The organism is Nonomuraea sp. NPDC049028, from assembly GCF_043197735.1.
Taxonomy (GTDB): Bacteria; Actinomycetota; Actinomycetes; order Streptosporangiales; family Streptosporangiaceae; genus Nonomuraea.
In genome coordinates, this window is record NZ_JBICTR010000001.1 from 88420 (window position 1) to 105811 (window position 17392).

16 protein-coding genes are annotated in these 17392 nt (G+C 69.4%); 10 read left to right on the forward strand and 6 right to left on the reverse strand.

Annotation, left to right across the window (positions count from 1 at the left end):
• Positions 1–201: 201 nt before the first annotated feature.
• Complete coding sequence (locus ACGFJ2_RS00405; RefSeq protein ID WP_020542847.1) at positions 202–501, forward strand: DUF4193 domain-containing protein; 300 nt, start codon at positions 202–204, stop codon at positions 499–501.
• Positions 502–519: 18 nt separating this feature from the next.
• Positions 520–1317, forward strand: a complete 798-nt coding sequence (locus tag ACGFJ2_RS00410; RefSeq protein WP_357940814.1) for a hypothetical protein — start codon at positions 520–522, stop codon at positions 1315–1317.
• 44 nt (positions 1318–1361) lie between these two features.
• Here the strand turns inward: ACGFJ2_RS00410 and paaK are convergent, their stop codons facing one another.
• Together paaK and paaI are read right to left on the reverse strand one after the other, a co-directional pair.
• Positions 1362–2669 (reverse strand): phenylacetate--CoA ligase PaaK, encoded by a 1308-nt coding sequence (paaK, locus tag ACGFJ2_RS00415; protein WP_357940816.1) that lies wholly within the window; start codon positions 2667–2669, stop codon positions 1362–1364.
• Positions 2666–3034 carry a hydroxyphenylacetyl-CoA thioesterase PaaI gene (paaI, locus tag ACGFJ2_RS00420; protein WP_225289841.1) on the reverse strand — a complete coding sequence of 123 codons (369 nt, stop codon included), beginning with the start codon at positions 3032–3034 and terminating at the stop codon, positions 2666–2668. Before paaI ends, paaK begins: the two co-directional genes overlap by 4 nt.
• An 815-nt stretch (positions 3035–3849) precedes the next feature.
• On the opposite strand from paaI, the gene ACGFJ2_RS00425 reads away from it, so the two are divergent.
• Complete coding sequence (locus tag ACGFJ2_RS00425) at positions 3850–5283, forward strand: trehalose-6-phosphate synthase (RefSeq protein WP_358175164.1); 1434 nt, start codon at positions 3850–3852, stop codon at positions 5281–5283.
• Here the strand turns inward: ACGFJ2_RS00425 and ACGFJ2_RS00430 are convergent.
• Entirely contained in the window at positions 5216–5500 is a 285-nt protein-coding gene (locus tag ACGFJ2_RS00430) for a DUF4235 domain-containing protein (RefSeq protein WP_357940820.1), read from the reverse strand. The two genes, ACGFJ2_RS00425 and ACGFJ2_RS00430, sit on opposite strands and share 68 nt — an antisense overlap.
• A gap of 79 nt (positions 5501–5579) precedes the next feature.
• Between ACGFJ2_RS00430 and valS the strand changes: the two genes are divergently transcribed.
• Positions 5580–8096, forward strand: a complete 2517-nt coding sequence (valS, locus tag ACGFJ2_RS00435) for a valine--tRNA ligase (RefSeq protein WP_357940822.1) — start codon at positions 5580–5582, stop codon at positions 8094–8096.
• Between the two features lie 3 nt (positions 8097–8099).
• Here the strand turns inward: valS and ACGFJ2_RS00440 are convergent, their stop codons facing one another.
• Positions 8100–10277 carry a DUF6351 family protein gene (locus tag ACGFJ2_RS00440; RefSeq protein WP_357940824.1) on the reverse strand — a complete coding sequence of 726 codons (2178 nt, stop codon included), beginning with the start codon at positions 10275–10277 and terminating at the stop codon, positions 8100–8102.
• Positions 10278–10368: 91 nt separating this feature from the next.
• Between ACGFJ2_RS00440 and ACGFJ2_RS00445 the strand changes: the two genes are divergently transcribed.
• The 5 genes from ACGFJ2_RS00445 to ACGFJ2_RS00465 all read left to right on the forward strand — a co-directional run bounded on the left by ACGFJ2_RS00445 (position 10369) and on the right by ACGFJ2_RS00465 (position 13901).
• A complete protein-coding gene (locus tag ACGFJ2_RS00445) occupies positions 10369–11520 on the forward strand; it encodes an AI-2E family transporter (protein ID WP_357940826.1) in 1152 nt (383 codons plus the stop codon).
• A 189-nt stretch (positions 11521–11709) separates the two neighbouring features.
• A complete protein-coding gene (gene dut, locus ACGFJ2_RS00450) occupies positions 11710–12150 on the forward strand; it encodes a dUTP diphosphatase (RefSeq protein WP_357940828.1) in 441 nt (146 codons plus the stop codon).
• Between the two features lie 9 nt (positions 12151–12159).
• On the forward strand, positions 12160–12810 hold the full coding sequence (locus ACGFJ2_RS00455; protein ID WP_393463293.1) for a DUF3710 domain-containing protein: 651 nt from the start codon (positions 12160–12162) through the stop codon (positions 12808–12810).
• Positions 12811–12838: 28 nt separating this feature from the next.
• The gene (locus tag ACGFJ2_RS00460) at positions 12839–13225 is read left to right on the forward strand and encodes an OB-fold nucleic acid binding domain-containing protein (protein WP_214635894.1); all 387 of its coding nucleotides are present in this window, start codon (positions 12839–12841) and stop codon (positions 13223–13225) included.
• A 4-nt stretch (positions 13226–13229) separates the two neighbouring features.
• Positions 13230–13901, forward strand: a complete 672-nt coding sequence (locus ACGFJ2_RS00465) for a DUF3159 domain-containing protein (protein ID WP_357940832.1) — start codon at positions 13230–13232, stop codon at positions 13899–13901.
• Between the two features lie 6 nt (positions 13902–13907).
• On the opposite strand, the gene ACGFJ2_RS00470 is transcribed toward ACGFJ2_RS00465, so the two are convergent.
• Both ACGFJ2_RS00470 and ACGFJ2_RS00475 read right to left on the reverse strand, forming a co-directional pair.
• Positions 13908–14567, reverse strand: a complete 660-nt coding sequence (locus ACGFJ2_RS00470; RefSeq protein ID WP_357642476.1) for a TrkA family potassium uptake protein — start codon at positions 14565–14567, stop codon at positions 13908–13910.
• Positions 14567–15232 carry a potassium channel family protein gene (locus ACGFJ2_RS00475; protein ID WP_393463295.1) on the reverse strand — a complete coding sequence of 222 codons (666 nt, stop codon included), beginning with the start codon at positions 15230–15232 and terminating at the stop codon, positions 14567–14569. The genes ACGFJ2_RS00470 and ACGFJ2_RS00475 overlap by 1 nt, the downstream gene beginning before the upstream one ends.
• A gap of 103 nt (positions 15233–15335) precedes the next feature.
• On the opposite strand from ACGFJ2_RS00475, the gene ACGFJ2_RS00480 reads away from it, so the two are divergent.
• Entirely contained in the window at positions 15336–17387 is a 2052-nt protein-coding gene (locus tag ACGFJ2_RS00480; RefSeq protein ID WP_358175166.1) for an APC family permease, read from the forward strand.
• Positions 17388–17392: the final 5 nt, after the last annotated feature.

Below are 17392 nucleotides of genomic sequence, written 5' to 3' on the forward strand. Positions count from 1 at the left end.
AAGGCTGTGGGTTTCGCCATATTTGGCTAACCATTGCCGACGGCAGCGGGTCCTGACGTGTTGGGAGGTTCATGGTTCCTTCCTGCTGGGTACCGATGCAAAAATTCCCCCGGCAGAACGGGCACAAGATGAGGCTCCCGGGCGTTAGAAGACGCGCGATGAGCGCGAAGACGTATAGATGAGGGGGATGGAGCAAGCACGATGGCTACCGATTACGACAGCCCGCGCAAGACGGACGACGACCTGGGGGAAGACAGCCTCCAGGAGCTCCAGGCGCGGCGCACCGACAAGTCGTCGGGCAGTATCGACATCGATGAGACCGATCTGGCCGAGTCGCTCGAACTACCCGGTGCCGACCTGTCGAACGAAGAGCTCAGCCTGCGCGTGATTCCGCGCCAGGCGGACGAGTTCACCTGCTCGCGTTGCTTCCTCGTGCACCACCGCAGCCAGCTGGCGTCCGAGAAGAACGGCCAGCAGGTGTGCCGGGAGTGCGCCGCCTGACGAAGGAGGAGGCTCCGCGTGGCCGCACCTGAGAAGGACAGGCAACCAGGCGACGAGATCGCCGACCCCGATAAAGAGGTCGGCGAGCTCGTAGGCCGGCTCGCCGACTCCGGTGAGCTGGAGCCGGCCGAGCGGCGACGGCTGCTCGGCCGTCTAGCCCGCGCTCTGGCCTCCGGCGCGCGCAAGACGCGTGAGACCGGAGTGGGGCGTGGACGCTGGCTGGCGGATGTGTTCATGAACATCGCGCCCCGCATCCCTATCAGAGACCTTCACACCCTCTCCGAGCACCACCACGGCCTGACCGGCGAGCAGCTCGCCGACGACCTGGTGCGCACCGCCCAGAAGGCGACCATGACGGTCGGCGCCATCGGCGGAGCGCTCGCCGCGGCCGAGTTCGCGGCCCCACCCCTCCTCCTCTCCGCTCCGGCCCAGCTCGTCGCCGAGACCATCGTGGTGGCCGCCATCGAGGTCAAGCTGCTGGCCGAGCTCCACGAGGTCTATGGCGTACGCGTCTCGGGCACCGGCACGCAGCGCGCGGCCGTCTTCGCCGCGGCCTGGGCCAAGCAGCGCGGCGTCGACCCCCTCGCGCCCGCCTCCGTCACCCTCGCGCTCGGCGCGGCCACGAAGACGGCCCTGCGCAACCGCCTCATGCGTACCCTCGGACGCCATCTGACCACGCTGGGCCCGTTCCTCACCGGCGCGGTCGCCGGCGGCGCGCTCAACCGGATGGCGACCAAGAAGCTGGGCGAGGCCATCCGCGACGACCTGCGCGGCAAGCTGCCGCCCGGCCGCCGCTCGCCGGAGGTCCGGCCTTAGAACGTTTGCGTTGGGACGCCCGCTCTGGGACGACCTCCGCTGGCCTAGCGGTCCCGCTCGTCGATGACTCGCCGGAGTTTGCCCACTGAGCGCTCCAGCGTCTCCGGGTCCACCACCTCGACCTCGACCTGTACGCCGATCGTGTCCTTGACGACCCTGCGCAGCGTCTGCCCTGCCTCTGCGCGGGCCTCTGTGCCCTCCTCCAGGCCCGGTCGCGCCTCGACCCTGACCGTCATCACGTCGAGCCGCTCCGGGCGGGTGAGCCGTACCTGGAAGTGCGGCGACAGCCCCGGCACGCGCAGCACGATCTCCTCGATCTGGGTGGGGAAGACGTTCACCCCGCGCAGGATGATCATGTCGTCGGTACGGCCCGTCACCTTCTCCATCCGCCGGAACGCCGGCCGCGCGGTGCCGGGCAGCAGCCTGGTCAGGTCGCGGGTCCGGTAGCGGATGATCGGCAGCGCCTCCTTGGTGAGGCTGGTGAAGACCAGCTCGCCCGACTCGGCGGGGGCCCCGGTGAACGGGTCGACGGTCTCGGGGTAGAAGTGGTCCTCCCAGACGTGCAGGCCGTCCTTCGACTCCACGCACTCGTTGGCCACGCCCGGCCCCATCACCTCGGACAGTCCGTAGATGTCGACGGCGTCCAGGTCGAAGCGGTCCTCGATCTCGGCGCGCATCTCCTCGGTCCACGGCTCGGCGCCGAAGACGCCGATACGCAGCGAGCACGCGCGGGCGTCCAGGCCCTGCCGGTCGAACTCGTCGAGCAACGCCAGCATGTACGACGGCGTGACCATGATGACGTCCGGCCGGAAGTCGGTGATCAGTTGTACCTGGCGGGGCGTCATGCCGCCGGAGACCGGTATCACCGTGCAGCCCAGCCGCTCGGCGCCGTAGTGGGCGCCCAGGCCGCCGGTGAACAGGCCGTAGCCGTACGAGATGTGCACGATGTCGCCCGGCCGCCCGCCCGAGGCGCGGATCGAGCGGGCCATGACCTCGGCCCAGACGTCGAGGTCGTTCTTGGTGTAGCCGACCACCGTGGGCTGCCCGGTGGTGCCGCTGGAGGCGTGCACCCGCGCCACCCGCTCCCGTGGCACGGCGAACATGCCGAAGGGGTAGCAGTCGCGCAGGTCCTGCTTCGTGGTGAAGGGGAACTTCACCAGGTCGCCGAGCTCTTTGCAGTCGGCTGGGTGAACGCCATGCTCATCAAACTTTTGCCGATATTTCGGGACATTTTGGTATGCGTGGTGGAGTGTCCGTTGGAGGCGCTCGAGTTGGAGGGCCATGAGCTCGTCGCGCGAAGCCCGCTCGATCGGGTCGAGGTCGCCGGGCTGAGGGGCGGCGCCGAGTCTCATCTCATCTCCTTGCTGCGGCCGCGGAACTCCGCGACCACCTCACCGTCGGCCTTCTTCACCGTGATGTCGTAGATGCCACTGCGGCCGTAGCGGGTACGTTCGGCGGCCTCGGCCGTCAGCACGTCACCCATGCGGGCCGGCGCCACGAAGGTGATCTCCGCCCCCGCCGCGACCGTCACGGGGCCGTGGCTGTTGCACGCGCAGGCGAAGGCGGTGTCGGCCAGCAGGAAGACGTAGCCGCCGTGGCACAGCGCGTGCCCGTTGATCATCCGCTCGGTGACCTCCATCCGGCACACCGCCCGCCCGGCCCCCAGCTCCGTCAGCTCGATCCCCAGGGCCGCGGAGGCGGTGTCGGCGTCCATCATGCGCCGCGCGCTCTCCAAGGCAGGTCTCCCTCGCTCAACTGACCGACTGTTCGGTAAATACTCCACCGCCCAGCCTGATCTCTGTCAAGAGACGACCGAATCCCCGCCACCGGCCCTCCGACACCCACGACCTCCCCGCCAACGCCACCAGCCCCGGCTGCCCGACGCCGTCACCCGCTCCCGCCGACGTGGCCCGGCCGCGCGGCGCCATCACCCGTCCCGGCTGCCCGGCGCCGTCACCGGCCCCCGCCGCCCGCCCCGGCCGCCCGCCGCCCGGCGCCGCCGACGTGGCCCGACGGTCGCGGCGCCGTCCGACTCCCGCCGGGCAGCAGTTTTTCTTGCCCCTGGAGGGGGTGTGCTTCCGGGGGGCTCTGTCACGGCGGGCGTCTTCTACTTCACCTCCGGAGGGGTGTGCCTCCCAAGGGCCCTCAGCCATCGCGGGCCGTCCTTTTCCCTCCCCCGAAGGGGGTTTCTCTCCAAGGACCTCAGCCACCACCGACCGTCACACGGACCGAGACGGTCGTGTGACGAAGCTCACCGGGGCCACCGCACTAGGAGATACGTGCGATTCGCGTTTGTTTGTGCAGGTCCTGGGCAAGGTCACTACGGCGCCGCTCGCCGTGCGTGAGTTCGCGGCATTGGACCGCTCCCGAGTCCTGGTAAAGACCCTGGGCGCGGAAGCGGGGCGAGGTCTGGATGGTCAGGCCGGCCGCCCATATCGTCGCGATCATCTCCCAGGCGGAGCCCCGAGCGGGTGGCCGCCACCATGTACCGCGTCCCGCGGCATGTGGAGGATGGACTCTAGGAGGACCTGGGTGAGTGGCCGTAACTCGTTTATGATCGTCGCGAACCGGTTGCCGGTGGATCGAACGGTCGAGCCGGACGGGACGGCCTCATGGCGCAGGAGCCCGGGCGGGCTCGTCACCGCCATCGCTCCCGTCATGCAGCGCCGGCACGGCGCGTGGCTGGGCTGGCACGGCGCCGCCGACGAGCGCCTGGAGCCCTTCGACCAGGACGGCATGAGCCTGGTCCCGGTGCCGCTGTCGGCTCGCGAGGTGGAGCTCTACTACGAGGGCTTCTCCAACGCCACGCTCTGGCCGCTCTATCACGACGTGGTGGCGCCGCCGGTGTTCGAGCGTGACATGTGGGACGCCTACACCACCGTCAACCAGCGCTTCGCCGAGGCCGCGGCCGAGGTGGCGGAGGAGGGGGCGGTCGTCTGGGTGCAGGACTACCAGCTCCAGCTGGTCCCGGCCATGCTGCGCAGGCTCCGGCCGGACCTGCGCATCGGCTTCTTCCTGCACATCCCGTTCCCGCCGGTCGAGCTGTTCTGGCGGCTGCCGTGGCGCAAGGAGCTGGTCGAAGGGCTGCTCGGGGCCGACCTGGTGGGCTTCCAGCTGCCCGGCGGCGCCGCCAACTTCCGGCGGCTGTGCCGCAGGCTGCTCGGCCTGCCGTACAAGGGGAACGAGATCTTCCTCGACGACCGGATCGTGACCACGCAGGCGTTCCCCATCTCGGTGGACTTCGCCGAGCTCGACACGATGGTGCGCCAGGAGCACATCATGACCCGCGCCAAGGAGATCAGGGCGGAGCTCGGCGATCCTGAGCACGTGCTGCTCGGGGTGGACCGGCTGGACTACACCAAGGGCATCGGGCTGCGGCTGGAGGCGTTCGGCGAACTGCTGAAGGAGGGGCGGCTGCAGCCCAACGAGGCGGTGTTCGTGCAGATCGCCACGCCCAGCCGGGAGCGGGTCGACGAATACCGGCGGCTGCGCGACGACATCGAGCTGCAGGTCGGCCGGATCAACGGCGAGCACGCGATGCTCGGCTTGCAGCCGATCCAGTATTTCCACCAGTCGTACGGCCGCGAGGAGCTGGCCGCGCTCTATCTGGCCAGTGACGTCATGGTGGTCACGCCGCTGCGTGACGGGATGAACCTGGTCGCCAAGGAGTACGTCGCCTGTCACCACGACCTGCGGGGCGCGCTCGTGCTCAGTGAGTTCGCGGGGGCGGCCGACGAGCTGCGGCAGTCGTACCTGGTCAATCCGTACGACGTCGAGGACGTCAAGCGCCAGATGATGACGGCGATGCGGGCCACGCCGCACGAGCTGGCCCGGCGGATGCGTACGATGCGCCGCCGGGTAGCCACCTACGACGTGGACCGCTGGGCAGGAGAGTTCCTCAATGCCCTTGAGACACCTGCTTTACCGTCTTCCACGCCTCATACCGCTTCTTGGCGGTCCGGTTGACCACGATCTGCGCCACGGACATCCCGACGCCCATCACCACGGCGTAGCCGATGGCCTCGCCCATGCTGACCTCGGGTGAGTCGGTGTCGATCGGCGGCTCTTTGCCGGTGGTCTTCACCCAGACGAACCCGAGGATCTTGCGTGCCGCCCACGCGGTGGCCAATCCGACCAGTCCCCCGATGACCCGCCAGGCGAGGTCAGGCTTGTCGTCTGCCATCCGAACGTCTCCTTCCGCTATGTAACGAACCCTAGTCTGTAACGCTTCCTGGGCCGGTGAAGCCGTACCATAAGGAGGCATGAATCAGCAGCGACTACGCCATGCAGCCATGCCGGAGAAACCGACTCTCGACGGCTTGGAGAAGGTATGGGTAGAGCGCTGGGAAGATGACGCCATCTACCGGTTCGACAGGTCCAAGCCGTGGGAGCAGATCTACTCGATCGACACCCCGCCGCCGACCGTCTCCGGTTCCCTTCACGTGGGTCACGTCTTCTCCTACACGCACACCGACACCATCGCCCGTTTCCAGCGGATGCGCGGCCGCGAGGTCTTCTACCCCATGGGTTGGGACGACAACGGCCTGCCCACCGAGCGGCGGGTGCAGAACCACTTCGGCGTCCGCTGTGACCCTTCGGTGCCCTATGACCCGGACTTCACACCTCCGGCCAAGCCCGATCCCAAGCGGCAGGTCTCCGTCTCGCGCGGCAACTTCATCGAGCTGTGCGAGCGGCTGACCCTTGAGGACGAGAAGGCGTTCGAGGAGCTGTGGCGGCGGCTGGGGCTGTCCGTCGACTGGTCGCTGACGTACGCGACCATCGACGGCGGCGCGCGGGCCGCCTCGCAGCGGGCCTTCCTGCGCACCCTGGCGCGCGGCGAGGCCTATCTGGCCGAGGCGCCGACGCTGTGGGACGTCTCCTTCCGCACCGCCGTCGCCCAGGCGGAGCTCGAGGACCGCGAGTGGCCGGGGGCCTTCCACCGGGTCTCCTTCTACGGCGAGAAGGGGCCGGTCTGGATCGAGACGACCCGGCCCGAGCTGCTGCCCGCCTGCGTCGCCCTGGTGGCGCACCCCGACGACGAGCGGTACAAGCCGCTGTTCGGCACCTCGGTGCTGACGCCGCTGTTCGGGGCCGAGGTGCCGGTGCTGGCCCACCACCTGGCCGAGCCCGACAAGGGCTCCGGCATCGCGATGGTCTGTACGTTCGGCGACCTCACCGACGTCACCTGGTGGCGCGAGCTGGCGTTGGAGACCAGGCCGATCATCGGCAAGGACGGCCGCCTGCTGCCCGAGCCGCCCGAGGGCGTCGAGCAGGAGCCGTACAAAGAGCTGGCCGGCAAGACCGTCCACAGCGCGCGTGAGCGCGTCGTGGAGCTGCTGCGCGAGTCCGGCGACCTGGACGGCGACCCGCGCGCCACGAAGCGGATGGTGAAGTTCTACGAGAAGGGCGAGCGCCCGCTGGAGATCGTCACCACCCGCCAGTGGTACATCCGCAACGGCGGGCGCGACCCCCAGCTGCGCGAGCAGCTCCTGGCCAGGGGCGCCGAGCTGCGCTGGCACCCGCCGCACATGAAGGTCCGCTACGACAACTGGGTGCGGGGGCTGGCCGGCGACTGGCTGATCTCCCGGCAGCGCTTCTTCGGCGTGCCGATCCCCGTCTGGTACCCGCTGGACGCCTCGGGCGAGCCCGACTACTCCCGCCCGCTGGTGCCGTCGGAGGACCTGCTGCCGATCGACCCCTCCTCGCAGGTGCCCGACGGCTACACCGCGGACCAGCGGGGCGTGCCGGGCGGCTTCATGGGCGATCCGGACATCATGGACACCTGGGCGACCTCGTCCCTCACGCCGGAGATCGCCGGCGGCTGGGAGCGGGATCCCGACCTGTTCGCCCGGGTCTTCCCGATGGACCTGCGGCCGCAGGCGCACGAGATCATCCGCACCTGGCTGTTCTCCACCGTGGTCAGGGCGCACCAGGAGTTCGGCACGCTGCCGTGGCGTGACGTGGTCATCGCGGGCTGGATCCTCGACCCCGACCGCAAGAAGATGTCCAAGTCCAAGGGCAACGTCACGACGCCGCTCGGGCTGCTGGAGGAGTACGGCTCCGACGCGGTCCGCTACTGGGCGGCCAGCGGGCGGCCGGGCACCGACACGGCGTTCGACACCGGGCAGATCAAGGTCGGCCGGCGGCTGGCCATCAAGATCCTCAACGCGTCGAAGTTCGTGCTCGGCTTCCCGGAGTCCGAGGCGGCGGTCACCGAGCCGCTCGACCTGTCGATGCTCGCCCAGCTCTCAGGGGTGGTCGAGGAGGCCACTCAGGCGTTCGAGGGCTACGACTACACCCGGGCGATGGAGGCCGCCGAGCGCTTCTTCTGGGCGTTCTGCGACGACTATCTGGAGCTGGTCAAGGCCAGGGCCTACGAGAGCGGTCCGGCGGCCGCCTCGGCGCACGCGGCGCTGCGCCAGGCGCTCGACGTGCTGCTGCGGCTCTTCGCGCCGTTCCTGCCGTTCGTCACGGAAGAGGTCTGGTCCTGGTGGCGGCCGGGCTCCGTCCACCGCGCGGCCTGGCCGTCGGTCCCGGCGGGCGCGGGCGACCCGGCGGTGCTCGCCGTGGCCTCCGACGTGCTCGGGCGCATCCGCAAGGCCAAGTCGGCCGCCAAGCTGTCGATGCGCGCCGAGGTCTCCCGCCTCACCGTGTCGGGCCCCGAGATCGCCCTGGTACGGCTGGCGCAGGACGACCTGTGCGGCGCGGGCAACGTCGAGGAGTTCGTCCTCGACGAGGGTCCCGAATTCGCCGTCGAGGTGACGCTGGAGGAGCAGTAGCCGCTAGTAGTCGCACACCCCCGAGGGGAAGATCGCCTCAAGGCGGGCCTGCTCCTCGGGGGACGGGCGCCACGAGCCGTACAGACCGCGCGCGATGGCCCTGGACACCGGCTGCAGGCGGCACTTGTAGACGCCGCCCTCCAGCGGACCGCCCGCCACCACGCGAGAGGTGGAGTAGAGCGGGAAGCGCGCGGTGCAGGCACCGGCGGCGCGCTGGTCCAGGATGCCGTCCCACACGTGCGGACCCGCGGCGATCTGCGCCCCGGAGCTGGTGAAGCAGCGGTCCACGGCCGCCGCGGGCTTGTTGCCCGCCACCCCGCGCCACGGGCGCGAGCGGATGTTGGCCATCCACTGGTCCATCACCTGCAGCGCCTCGGGCGTCTGGTCGAAGGCCGGCCCGTCGGGGCGGGCGTCGGTGAACCAGATGACCTGGTTGCCGGCGTTGCCGTCGTAGTTCAGCATCCGCTGCCGCGAGACGAACGACTGGTGCGAGTCGTGCATGTCGAGCTGGTCCTCGAGATAGTGGCGCCAGTCGATGATCGGGATGGCGATGTCGCCCCTGAACACCAGCCCGCTGCGCTCCACGTTCTTGATCGCGATCGGGTCGCCGGTACGTCGGGGGGCTGGGTCGCCGGTCCGTATGTTGCGCGAGCTCCACGGGTCGAACTGGGCGGTGTCCTGGCAGAGGGAGGGGGTGAACGGGCAGCCCTCGCGCACCATGTCCTTCGACTCCTTCCAGGAGCCGGCGCGCGCGTTGACGTCGAGGAACTCCGCGGGCGTGATCACGCCCTTCACCAGCGCGCCCAGGCCGTACTGGACGCCGACGTTGTCCCAGGTGGAGCGGGCGTAGCCGTCGGGGGCGACGCCGTAGATCTCGCGCAGGTCGTCCCAGTGCGTCCACTGGATCGTGTCCTTGACGCCGGGCGGGTCCATCTTGGCCCACTCCGGATCGTTGTTGGAGGTCCAGAGGGGGTTCATGGTCAGCGGGGTCAGCCCGCGCCAGCCCTTGACGCACTCGTCGGAGCCCGGCTTGCCGGTGTAGGGGTTGTCGACGGTGTCGCTGGCGTTCATCCCGATCAGCGCGGTCCGCGCGTCCCAGGAGGCCCAGCGCGGGTTGTGGTCCATGTAGCGTTCGAGTAGCTCGCAGTCGCCGACGTGGATGGTCTGGGTGACCATGTCGGGATAGGAATACTGCGGAATCGCCGCGTCGATCACCGCGGTGCCGTAGTTCTGGCCGTAGATGTACTGCTGGAGGGCGCCGCCCGAGGCGCCCACGCCGACGGTGTAGAGCGGCACCCCGTACTTCTCGATGAACCGCTCCTTCACCATCAGCGCGGTCTCGCCGCCGAGGATCAGGTTGTAGTGCGTGGAGGTACGGGTGCCCGAGGAGAACAGGATCGCGTAGCCCTTGCCCAGCCCGTACGCGTCGAGCGCGCTGCCGCCGATCGTGCCCTGGTCGTGGCCGATCCCCACGCCGCCGTCGAAGCGGTAGATCGCCCGGCCGTTGTAGCCGTCCTCCAGCATCGCGATGGAGTAGAGGAAACGGTTGATCACGCCGCGCTCGCGGCGCACCACGAAGTCCACCGTCCGGCCGTCGAGCGTGGTGGTGGTCGACATGTCCGCGGGGCGCTCGGCGGGCATCGTCTTGAACGCGCCGTCCGTCGCGCGGTAGAGCCGCTCCGTCAGCACCGGCGCGAAGCAGTCCCTGCTCCAGCCGCCCGTGGTGCGCATGCCCTGGCCGTCCTGGTTGTCCGCGACGGGCGGGCCGAGCCCGCTCCGCTCCGTCTTGCACAGGAAGGGGTACTGGTGCGGCCCCGAGAAGATCGGTCCCGAGATCGGGTGGTTGCGTAATTTCAGGGTTTCTTTGAACGGCCCCGCCAGTGCCTTGATCGTGTTGTCGCCGTCGATCAGCCCGGTCACCAGGCCGCTGAACGACTGGCCGCCGGGATCCGGCTTGAAGGACGCGGTGACGTCATCGCCGTTGCGCAGCACCTTGAGCCGCACGCCCTGGCTCACCCGTACCCTGACCAACGCGTCCCCGCCACTCACCTGGTCGGCGCGGCTCGACAGCACGTCGAGCGCGGGTTCGCCGCGCGAGGCCAGGGCGGGCACCGGGGCCGCCACGAGACACGCGATCACCGCGGTGATCGCGCTCACCTTAACCAGCGCGACGGTCCTCATGTGCATGACGGTGACATGTGATCATGCCGTTGCCCAGACCCGATCTTTTATCCACGCGCACATATGTCCTTGACGTGCCAGTCTTGAACACGTGCTGACCGACCGCCCAACCAAGCTCGTGCCACCCGTGCTGGCCAAGATGGCGGCATGGTGCCTGTGCCTGATCCTCGTCGGCGTGGTCGTCTACTTCTTCGTCCAGGGCATCGCGCGGCTCAGCTTCGTGGCCCTGCCGGTCGCCATCGCCCTGCTGCTGACCGCGCTGCTGTTCCCGCTCACCAGGAACCTGCGCGAGGCGGGCATGCGCCCCATCTACGCCACCTGGATCACCATGCTGGTGGCCCTCGCGGTGCTCGTCGGCACCGGCTGGCTGGTCGGCGCGCGGGCCACCGAGGAGTTCCCCAACCTGGTCCAGCAGGTCCAGTCCACCGCCCGCGACGTACAGAACTGGCTGATCACCGGCCCACTGCACCTCAAAGAGGCGCAGATCACCAGCTACGTCGACGAGATCGCGACGATGGTCAACGCCCAGCGCACGGCCATCACCAGTACGGTCCTGACCGCCGGCGCCGTCGCCTTCGAGGTGCTCGCGTCCCTCGTGCTGCTGCTGTTCGTCTCGTTCTTCCTGCTCAAGGACGGCGACCGGATCTGGTCGTGGTTCCTGCGGGGGTTCGGCTCGATGGCGCCGCGCGTCGACCGGGCGGGGCGGGCCGCCTGGACCACGCTCTCCCACTACGTGCAGGGCACCGTCGCGGTCGCCGCCGTACACGGCGTGATCATGGGCATCGTGCTGGCCGGCATGGGAGTGCCCCTGTGGGCGCCGCTGGCGGTGCTGATCTTCTTCGCCAGCTTCATCCCGATCGTCGGCATCTTCTTCGCCGGTACGATCGCCACCCTGGTCACGCTGGGCGCCAAGGGACCGCTCTACGCGTTGATCTTCGTCGGCATCCTGATCGTCGAGCAGCAGCTGGAGAACCACGTGCTCCAGCCGCTCATCGTCGGCCGGGCGCTCAACTTCCACCCGCTGGCCATCATCCTCGTGCTGTCCGTCGGCGGCATCCTGGCCGGCATCGCGGGCGCGGCGGTGGCCGTGCCCGTGGCGGCGGTGATCTACCGGGCGCTTCCCGAACTTTTCCACAAACCGCCCGCCCTGCCACCCGGGCCCACCCCGGCACCCGCCCCGCCTCCGAGCCCCCCACCTCCGGGCTCGCCGGTCGAGGACGCCAGTCCGCCTGGTAGCGAGTAACCTCGTCACCCGTGACCACCTCGCCACGGGATCTCGGAGATCGGCGGCCGTCTCCCCGCTCTCACGAGGGCTCCCGGCGGCACGACACTCCACCCGCCTGCCCGGTGCGACGGGATCGCGGGCGGAAGGGCGTACCTTGAGGCTGAGGGGGCGCATCGCCGCCGAGCACCATGACCATGAGGTGAACCCTTGACCGACGTGCAGGTCCTCATCCAGCGACTCGACGACGGGCTGCCGGTGCCGTCCTACGCCCATCCGGGCGACGCGGGCGCCGATCTCTACGCGGCCGCGGACGTCGAGCTGCTGCCCGGAGAGCGGGCCATGGTCGGGACGGGCGTCGCGATCGCGCTGCCCGACGGCTACGCCGCGTTCGTGCACCCTCGCTCGGGCCTGGCCGCCAGGCACGGCGTCACGCTGGTCAACGCGCCAGGCACGGTCGACGCCGGCTATCGCGGCGAGATCCGGGTGACGGTGATCAACACCGACGCCAAGGAGCCCTTCCGCCTGAGCCGCGGTGACCGGGTGGCCCAGCTGGTCGTCCAGCGCGTCGAGCGGGCGGCGTTCACCGAGGTGGAGCAGCTGCCCGGCTCGGCCCGCGGCACCGGCGGTTTCGGATCAACAGGACGTTAACCAGGGAGAGTGAGCACAGTGTTCCGACGACGCCGTCGTGAGCAGCCGGATCAGGCGGCAGAGCAGCAGGCATCCGCCGCCCCAACGCGCGAGTCCGGCCCGTGGGACGCCGACGAGCCCCACCCCGAGACCGACAGGATCGACCTCGGCGGACTGCTCCTGCCGCACAACCCGGACTTCGACCTGCGGCTGGCCTCGGTGGGAGACCAGAACGTCGGGGTCGTCGCGCTTTATGAGGAGAGTTCGCTCCAGCTCCAGGCGCTGGCCGCGCCCAAGAGCATGGGGCTCTGGGACGAGGTCAGGGCCAAGATCCGGGCCGGCGCCGACAATCTCGCCGAGCAGGAGGGCCCCTTCGGACCCGAGCTGATCGGCGAGATCAGTGGCGAGGGCAACACCACCCGCAAGGCCCGCTACATCGGCATCGACGGGCCGCGCTGGTTCGTGCTGGCGATGATCAGCGGCCGCGCCGCGCTCGACGAGAACGTGGCGAACGTCTTCCTCGACTTCATCAAGGACGTCGTGGTCGTGCGGGGCACCGAGCCGATGGCCCGGGAAGAACCGATCACCCTGCGCCGGCCCAACGAGCAGAGCGCCGAAACGGTCGACAGCCAGGGGCTCAACCCGTTCAAACGAGGTCCCGAGATCAGCGAGATTCGCTGACCGCCCACATCACGTAGGCTGAGTCATCATGAGTACGGCAGAGCCCCCCAAACGCGGGGGATTGCGCGGGTTCTTCAGCCGGCTGGCCTCCACCCAGTCCGAAATCGAAGCCCAGGAACTACGGGAAGACGTCGACGAGGTCGGCGCGACCCCGATCGTCTCGTGTGGCGGCCGCCGCCGCTTCTGCGTGGCCGGTACGCTACGTACCGTGACACTGCGACCCAGGGGCGGCGCGCCCGCCCTTGAGGCCGAGCTCTACGACGGGTCCGACGTCATCGACCTGGTGTGGCTCGGCCGTCGCAAGATCGCGGGCATCGAGCCCGGGCGCACTGTCAAGGCCGAAGGCCTGGTCAGCATGCAGGACGGGCGCAAGGTGATGTTCAATCCTCGATACGAGCTGCGCCCAGGGAGTTGATCAGGTGAGTGCTGAGGCGGAAGAGGTCGCCCACGACACCGTGGAAGCGGCGGTGCGAGCCCAGCTCGCCAAGGCGTTCGGGGGAGTGCGCGGGATCATCGAGGCGGCGGTGCCGACCATCGCGTTCACGCTGTCATGGATCATCACCGAGGACCTGAAGACCTCGCTCATCGTCAGCATCTCGCTGGCGGTCCTGCTCCTGCTGGCCAGGCTCGCGCAGCGGTCGACGCCGCAGTTCGTGATCAACAGCCTGATCGGCATCGCCATCGGCGCGTTCTTCGCCAGCCGCAGTGGCGACGCGAAGGACTATTTCCTGCCCGGCATCCTGTGGAACGCCGGCTACTCGGTGGCGATGTTGCTGTCGATCGTCACCCGGTGGCCCGTGGTCGGGTTCCTGATCGGCTCGGTCACCGGTGACCCCACGGCCTGGCACAAGGATCCGGGCATCGTGAAGCTCTGCGTCAAGCTCACCTGGCTGCTGATGCTCCCGTGCGTGGTCAGGGTGGCCGTGCAGCTGCCCGTGTGGCTGCTGGGCGGCGGCGACGAGGCCGTGGCCGCCCTCGGTCTGGCGAAGATCGCGATGGGCTGGCCGCTCCAGGTGGCCGCGCTCGGCGCGATGCTGTGGCTGCTCGGCAAGGGGCGAACGCCGATCAAGCCGCCGGTCGCCCCCGCCTGACATTTCTCAGTGTTGTGAGAGCAGGTGCGCCAGCTCCTGCTCCACCTCCTGGTTGGCGACGAACAGGAGTTCGTCGCCCGCCTCGAGCGGGTCGTCGTTGGTCGGCACCAGCACCCGGCCCTCGCGCAGGATCGCGACCAGCGCCGAGTCGTTGGGCCACGGCACCGAGCCGGCGCGCTGGCCCACCACGGGCGCGTCCTCGGCCAGGGTGAGCTCGACCAGGTTGGCCTGCCCCTGACGGAAGGTCATCAGGCGCACCAGGTCGCCGACGCTCACCGCCTCCTCGACCAGCGCGCTCAGCAGGCGCGGCGTCGAGACCGCGACGTCCACGCCCCACGACTCGTTGAACAGCCACTCGTTGTTGGGGTGGTTGATCCTGGCCACCACGCGCGGCACGCCGTACTCGGTCTTGGCCAGCAGCGACACCACGAGGTTGACCTTGTCGTCCCCGGAGGAGGCGACGACGACGTGGCAGTTGTTGAGCCCCGCCTCGTCGAGCGAGGCGATCTCGCAGGCGTCGGCCAGCAGCCACTCCGCCCGCGGCACGCTGTCGATCTTGATGGCCCTGGGGTCGATGTCGATCAGCAGGACCTCGTGGCCGTTCTCCAGCAGCTCGGCCGCGATGGACCGGCCCACGGCCCCCGCTCCGGCGATGGCGACGCGCATCAGTGGTCCTCTTCCGGTGCCGCCGCGAGCACCTTGTTGATCCGGTCCATGTCGCTCTCTGCGGCGATGACGTGCAGCACGTCGCCGTCCTGGATCACGGTGTCGTCGGCGATGACCAGGGCCTCGCCCATGCGGTTGAGGTAGGCGACGCGGACCCTGCCCCGCTCCTCCAGCTCGACGGCGCGAGTGCCGATCCAGCCGGTGTGCGTGGCGACCTCGGCCAGCACCACGGTGCCGGTGGGGTCGCGCCAGAGCGGCTCGGCGCCCTCGGGCAGGATGCGGCGCAGGATCTGGTCGGCGGTCCACCGCACGGTCGCCACCGTCGGGATGCCGAGGCGCTGGTAGACCTCGGCCCGCCGCGGGTCGTAGATGCGGGCCACCACATTGTCGACGCCGAACGTCTCGCGCGCCGCCCGCGCCGAGATGATGTTGGAGTTGTCGCCGCTGGAGACCGCCACGTACGCGGAAGCGGACTCGATGCCCGCCTCGGTGAGCACATCGCGGTCGAATCCGACACCGGTCACCCGGCGCCCCCGGAAACCGGCCCGCAGCCGGCGAAACGCCTGCGGATCCCGGTCGATGATCGCGACCGTATGGCCGTTGTCCTCGAGGATGTGAGCCAAGGTCGAACCGACCCGGCCACATCCCATGATCACTATATGCATACTCCCCCGCACTTCGCGGTCGGCCGGTTGCTCGACACCAGTATGGCGCGATAGGGGAGCGCAACGTCGGCGCCCCTACCGCGGGGGGCTAGCATCTCGTAACGTGGCGAAGGTAACGGATCTTGTCAAACGCGTGCTGGTGGGCCGGGCGCTGCGCAGCGGCCAGCTCCACGAGCAGCTGCTGCCCAAACGCATTGCCCTGCCGGTCTTCGCCAGCGACGCCCTGTCCTCTGTGGCGTACGCGCCGCAGGAGATCCTGGTCATCCTGTCGCTGGCCGGAGTGTCGTTCTACGCCTACAGCCCATGGGTCGCGATCGCCGTCGTGGTCGTGATGCTCACGGTCGTGGCGTCGTACCGGCAGAACGTGCACGCCTACCCGAGCGGTGGCGGCGACTACGAGGTGGCCACCACCAACCTGGGCAAGAACGCCGGCCTGACCGTGGCCAGCGCGCTCATGGTCGACTACGTGCTGACCGTCGCGGTGTCGGTCGCCAACGGCGTCGACTACGTGGGCGCCACGATCCCCTTCGTCGGCGAGCACAAGCCGGCCGTCGCCATCGTCATCGTCGTCCTGCTCACCGTGGTCAATCTGCGCGGTCTGCGCGAGTCGGGGGCCGCCTTCGCCGTCCCGACGTACGCGTTCATGATCGCGGTGCTCGGCCTGATCGCCTGGGGCGGCTTCCGGCTGCTGGTGCTCGGCGACGAGCTGCATGCGCCCAGCGACGGGTTCACCATCGACGCCGAGCAGACCAACCTGACCACCTTCGCCGCCGCCTTCCTCATCCTTCGCGCCTTCTCCTCCGGCTGCGCGGCGCTGACGGGCGTCGAGGCCATCAGCAACGGCGTGCCCGCCTTCCGCAAGCCCAAGAGCAAGAACGCCGCCACCACGCTGCTCATGATGGGCCTGGTCGCCATCACCATGTTCGGCGGCATCATCGCGCTGGGCCTGGCCTCGGGCGTGAAGGTGGCCGAGCCGTCCGTGGTGGCCACAGACCTGCACGGGCCCGACGGGCAGCCGGTCGGCCCCGGCTACTACCAGCAGCCGATCATCTCGCAGGTGGCCGACGCGGTCTTCGGCGGCGGCTCGCTGCCGTTCGTCATCATCTCGGCGGTCACCGCGCTCATCCTGTTCCTGGCCGCCAACACCGCTTTCAACGGCTTCCCGGTGCTCGGCTCGATCCTGGCCCAGGACCGCTACCTGCCCCGCCAGCTGCACACCCGCGGCGACCGGCTGGCCTTCTCCAACGGCATCGTCATCCTGGCGCTGGGCGCCTGCCTGCTGCTGTGGGGTTTCGACGCCGACGTCAGCCGCCTGCTGAACCTGTACATCGTCGGCGTCTTCGTCTCCTTCACGCTCAGCCAGATCGGCATGGTCATCCACTGGACCCGCCATCTCAAGACCGAGACCGACCCCAAGATCCGGCACCAGATGCACCGCTCGCGGGTGATCAACTTCTTCGGCGGCATCATGACCGGGCTGGTGCTGGTCGTCGTACTGCTGACCAAGTTCCTGGTCGGCGCCTGGATCGTGTGCTTCGCGATGCCGATCCTGTTCCTCATGATGAAGGCCATCAGGCGCCACTACGACAACGTGGCGGCCGAGCTGGAGATCACCGAGGAGTACGACGAGTCGACGCTGCCGGCGCGCAACCACGCGATCGTGCTCGTCTCCAAGATCCACAAGCCGACGCTGCGCGCGCTCGCCTACGCCCGCGCCACCCGGCCGTCCACGCTGGAGGCGATCACCGTCGGCGTCGAGGGCGCCGAGGCGCGGCAGCTCCAGGACGAGTGGGAGCGCCGGGGCATCCCGGTGCCGCTCAAGATGCTCGACTCGCCGTACCGGGAGATCACCCAGCCGATCCTCGACTACGTCAAGACACTGCGCCGCCGCTCGCCGCGCGACGTGGTCACCGTGTTCATCCCCGAGTACGTGGTCGGGCACTGGTGGGAGCACCTGCTGCACAACCAGAGCGCGCTGCGGCTGAAGGCGCGGCTGCTGTTCAAGCCGGGCGTCATGGTGACGAGCGTGCCGTGGCAGCTCCATTCCTCCGACCGGCTCAAGGGCCGCCCCGAACCGGCCGCCCCGGGTGCCTCGCGCCGGGCGGGACATCAGGTGGTCCAGAAGCAGGTCAAGGCCGGAGACCACTCCGCGTAACGGGC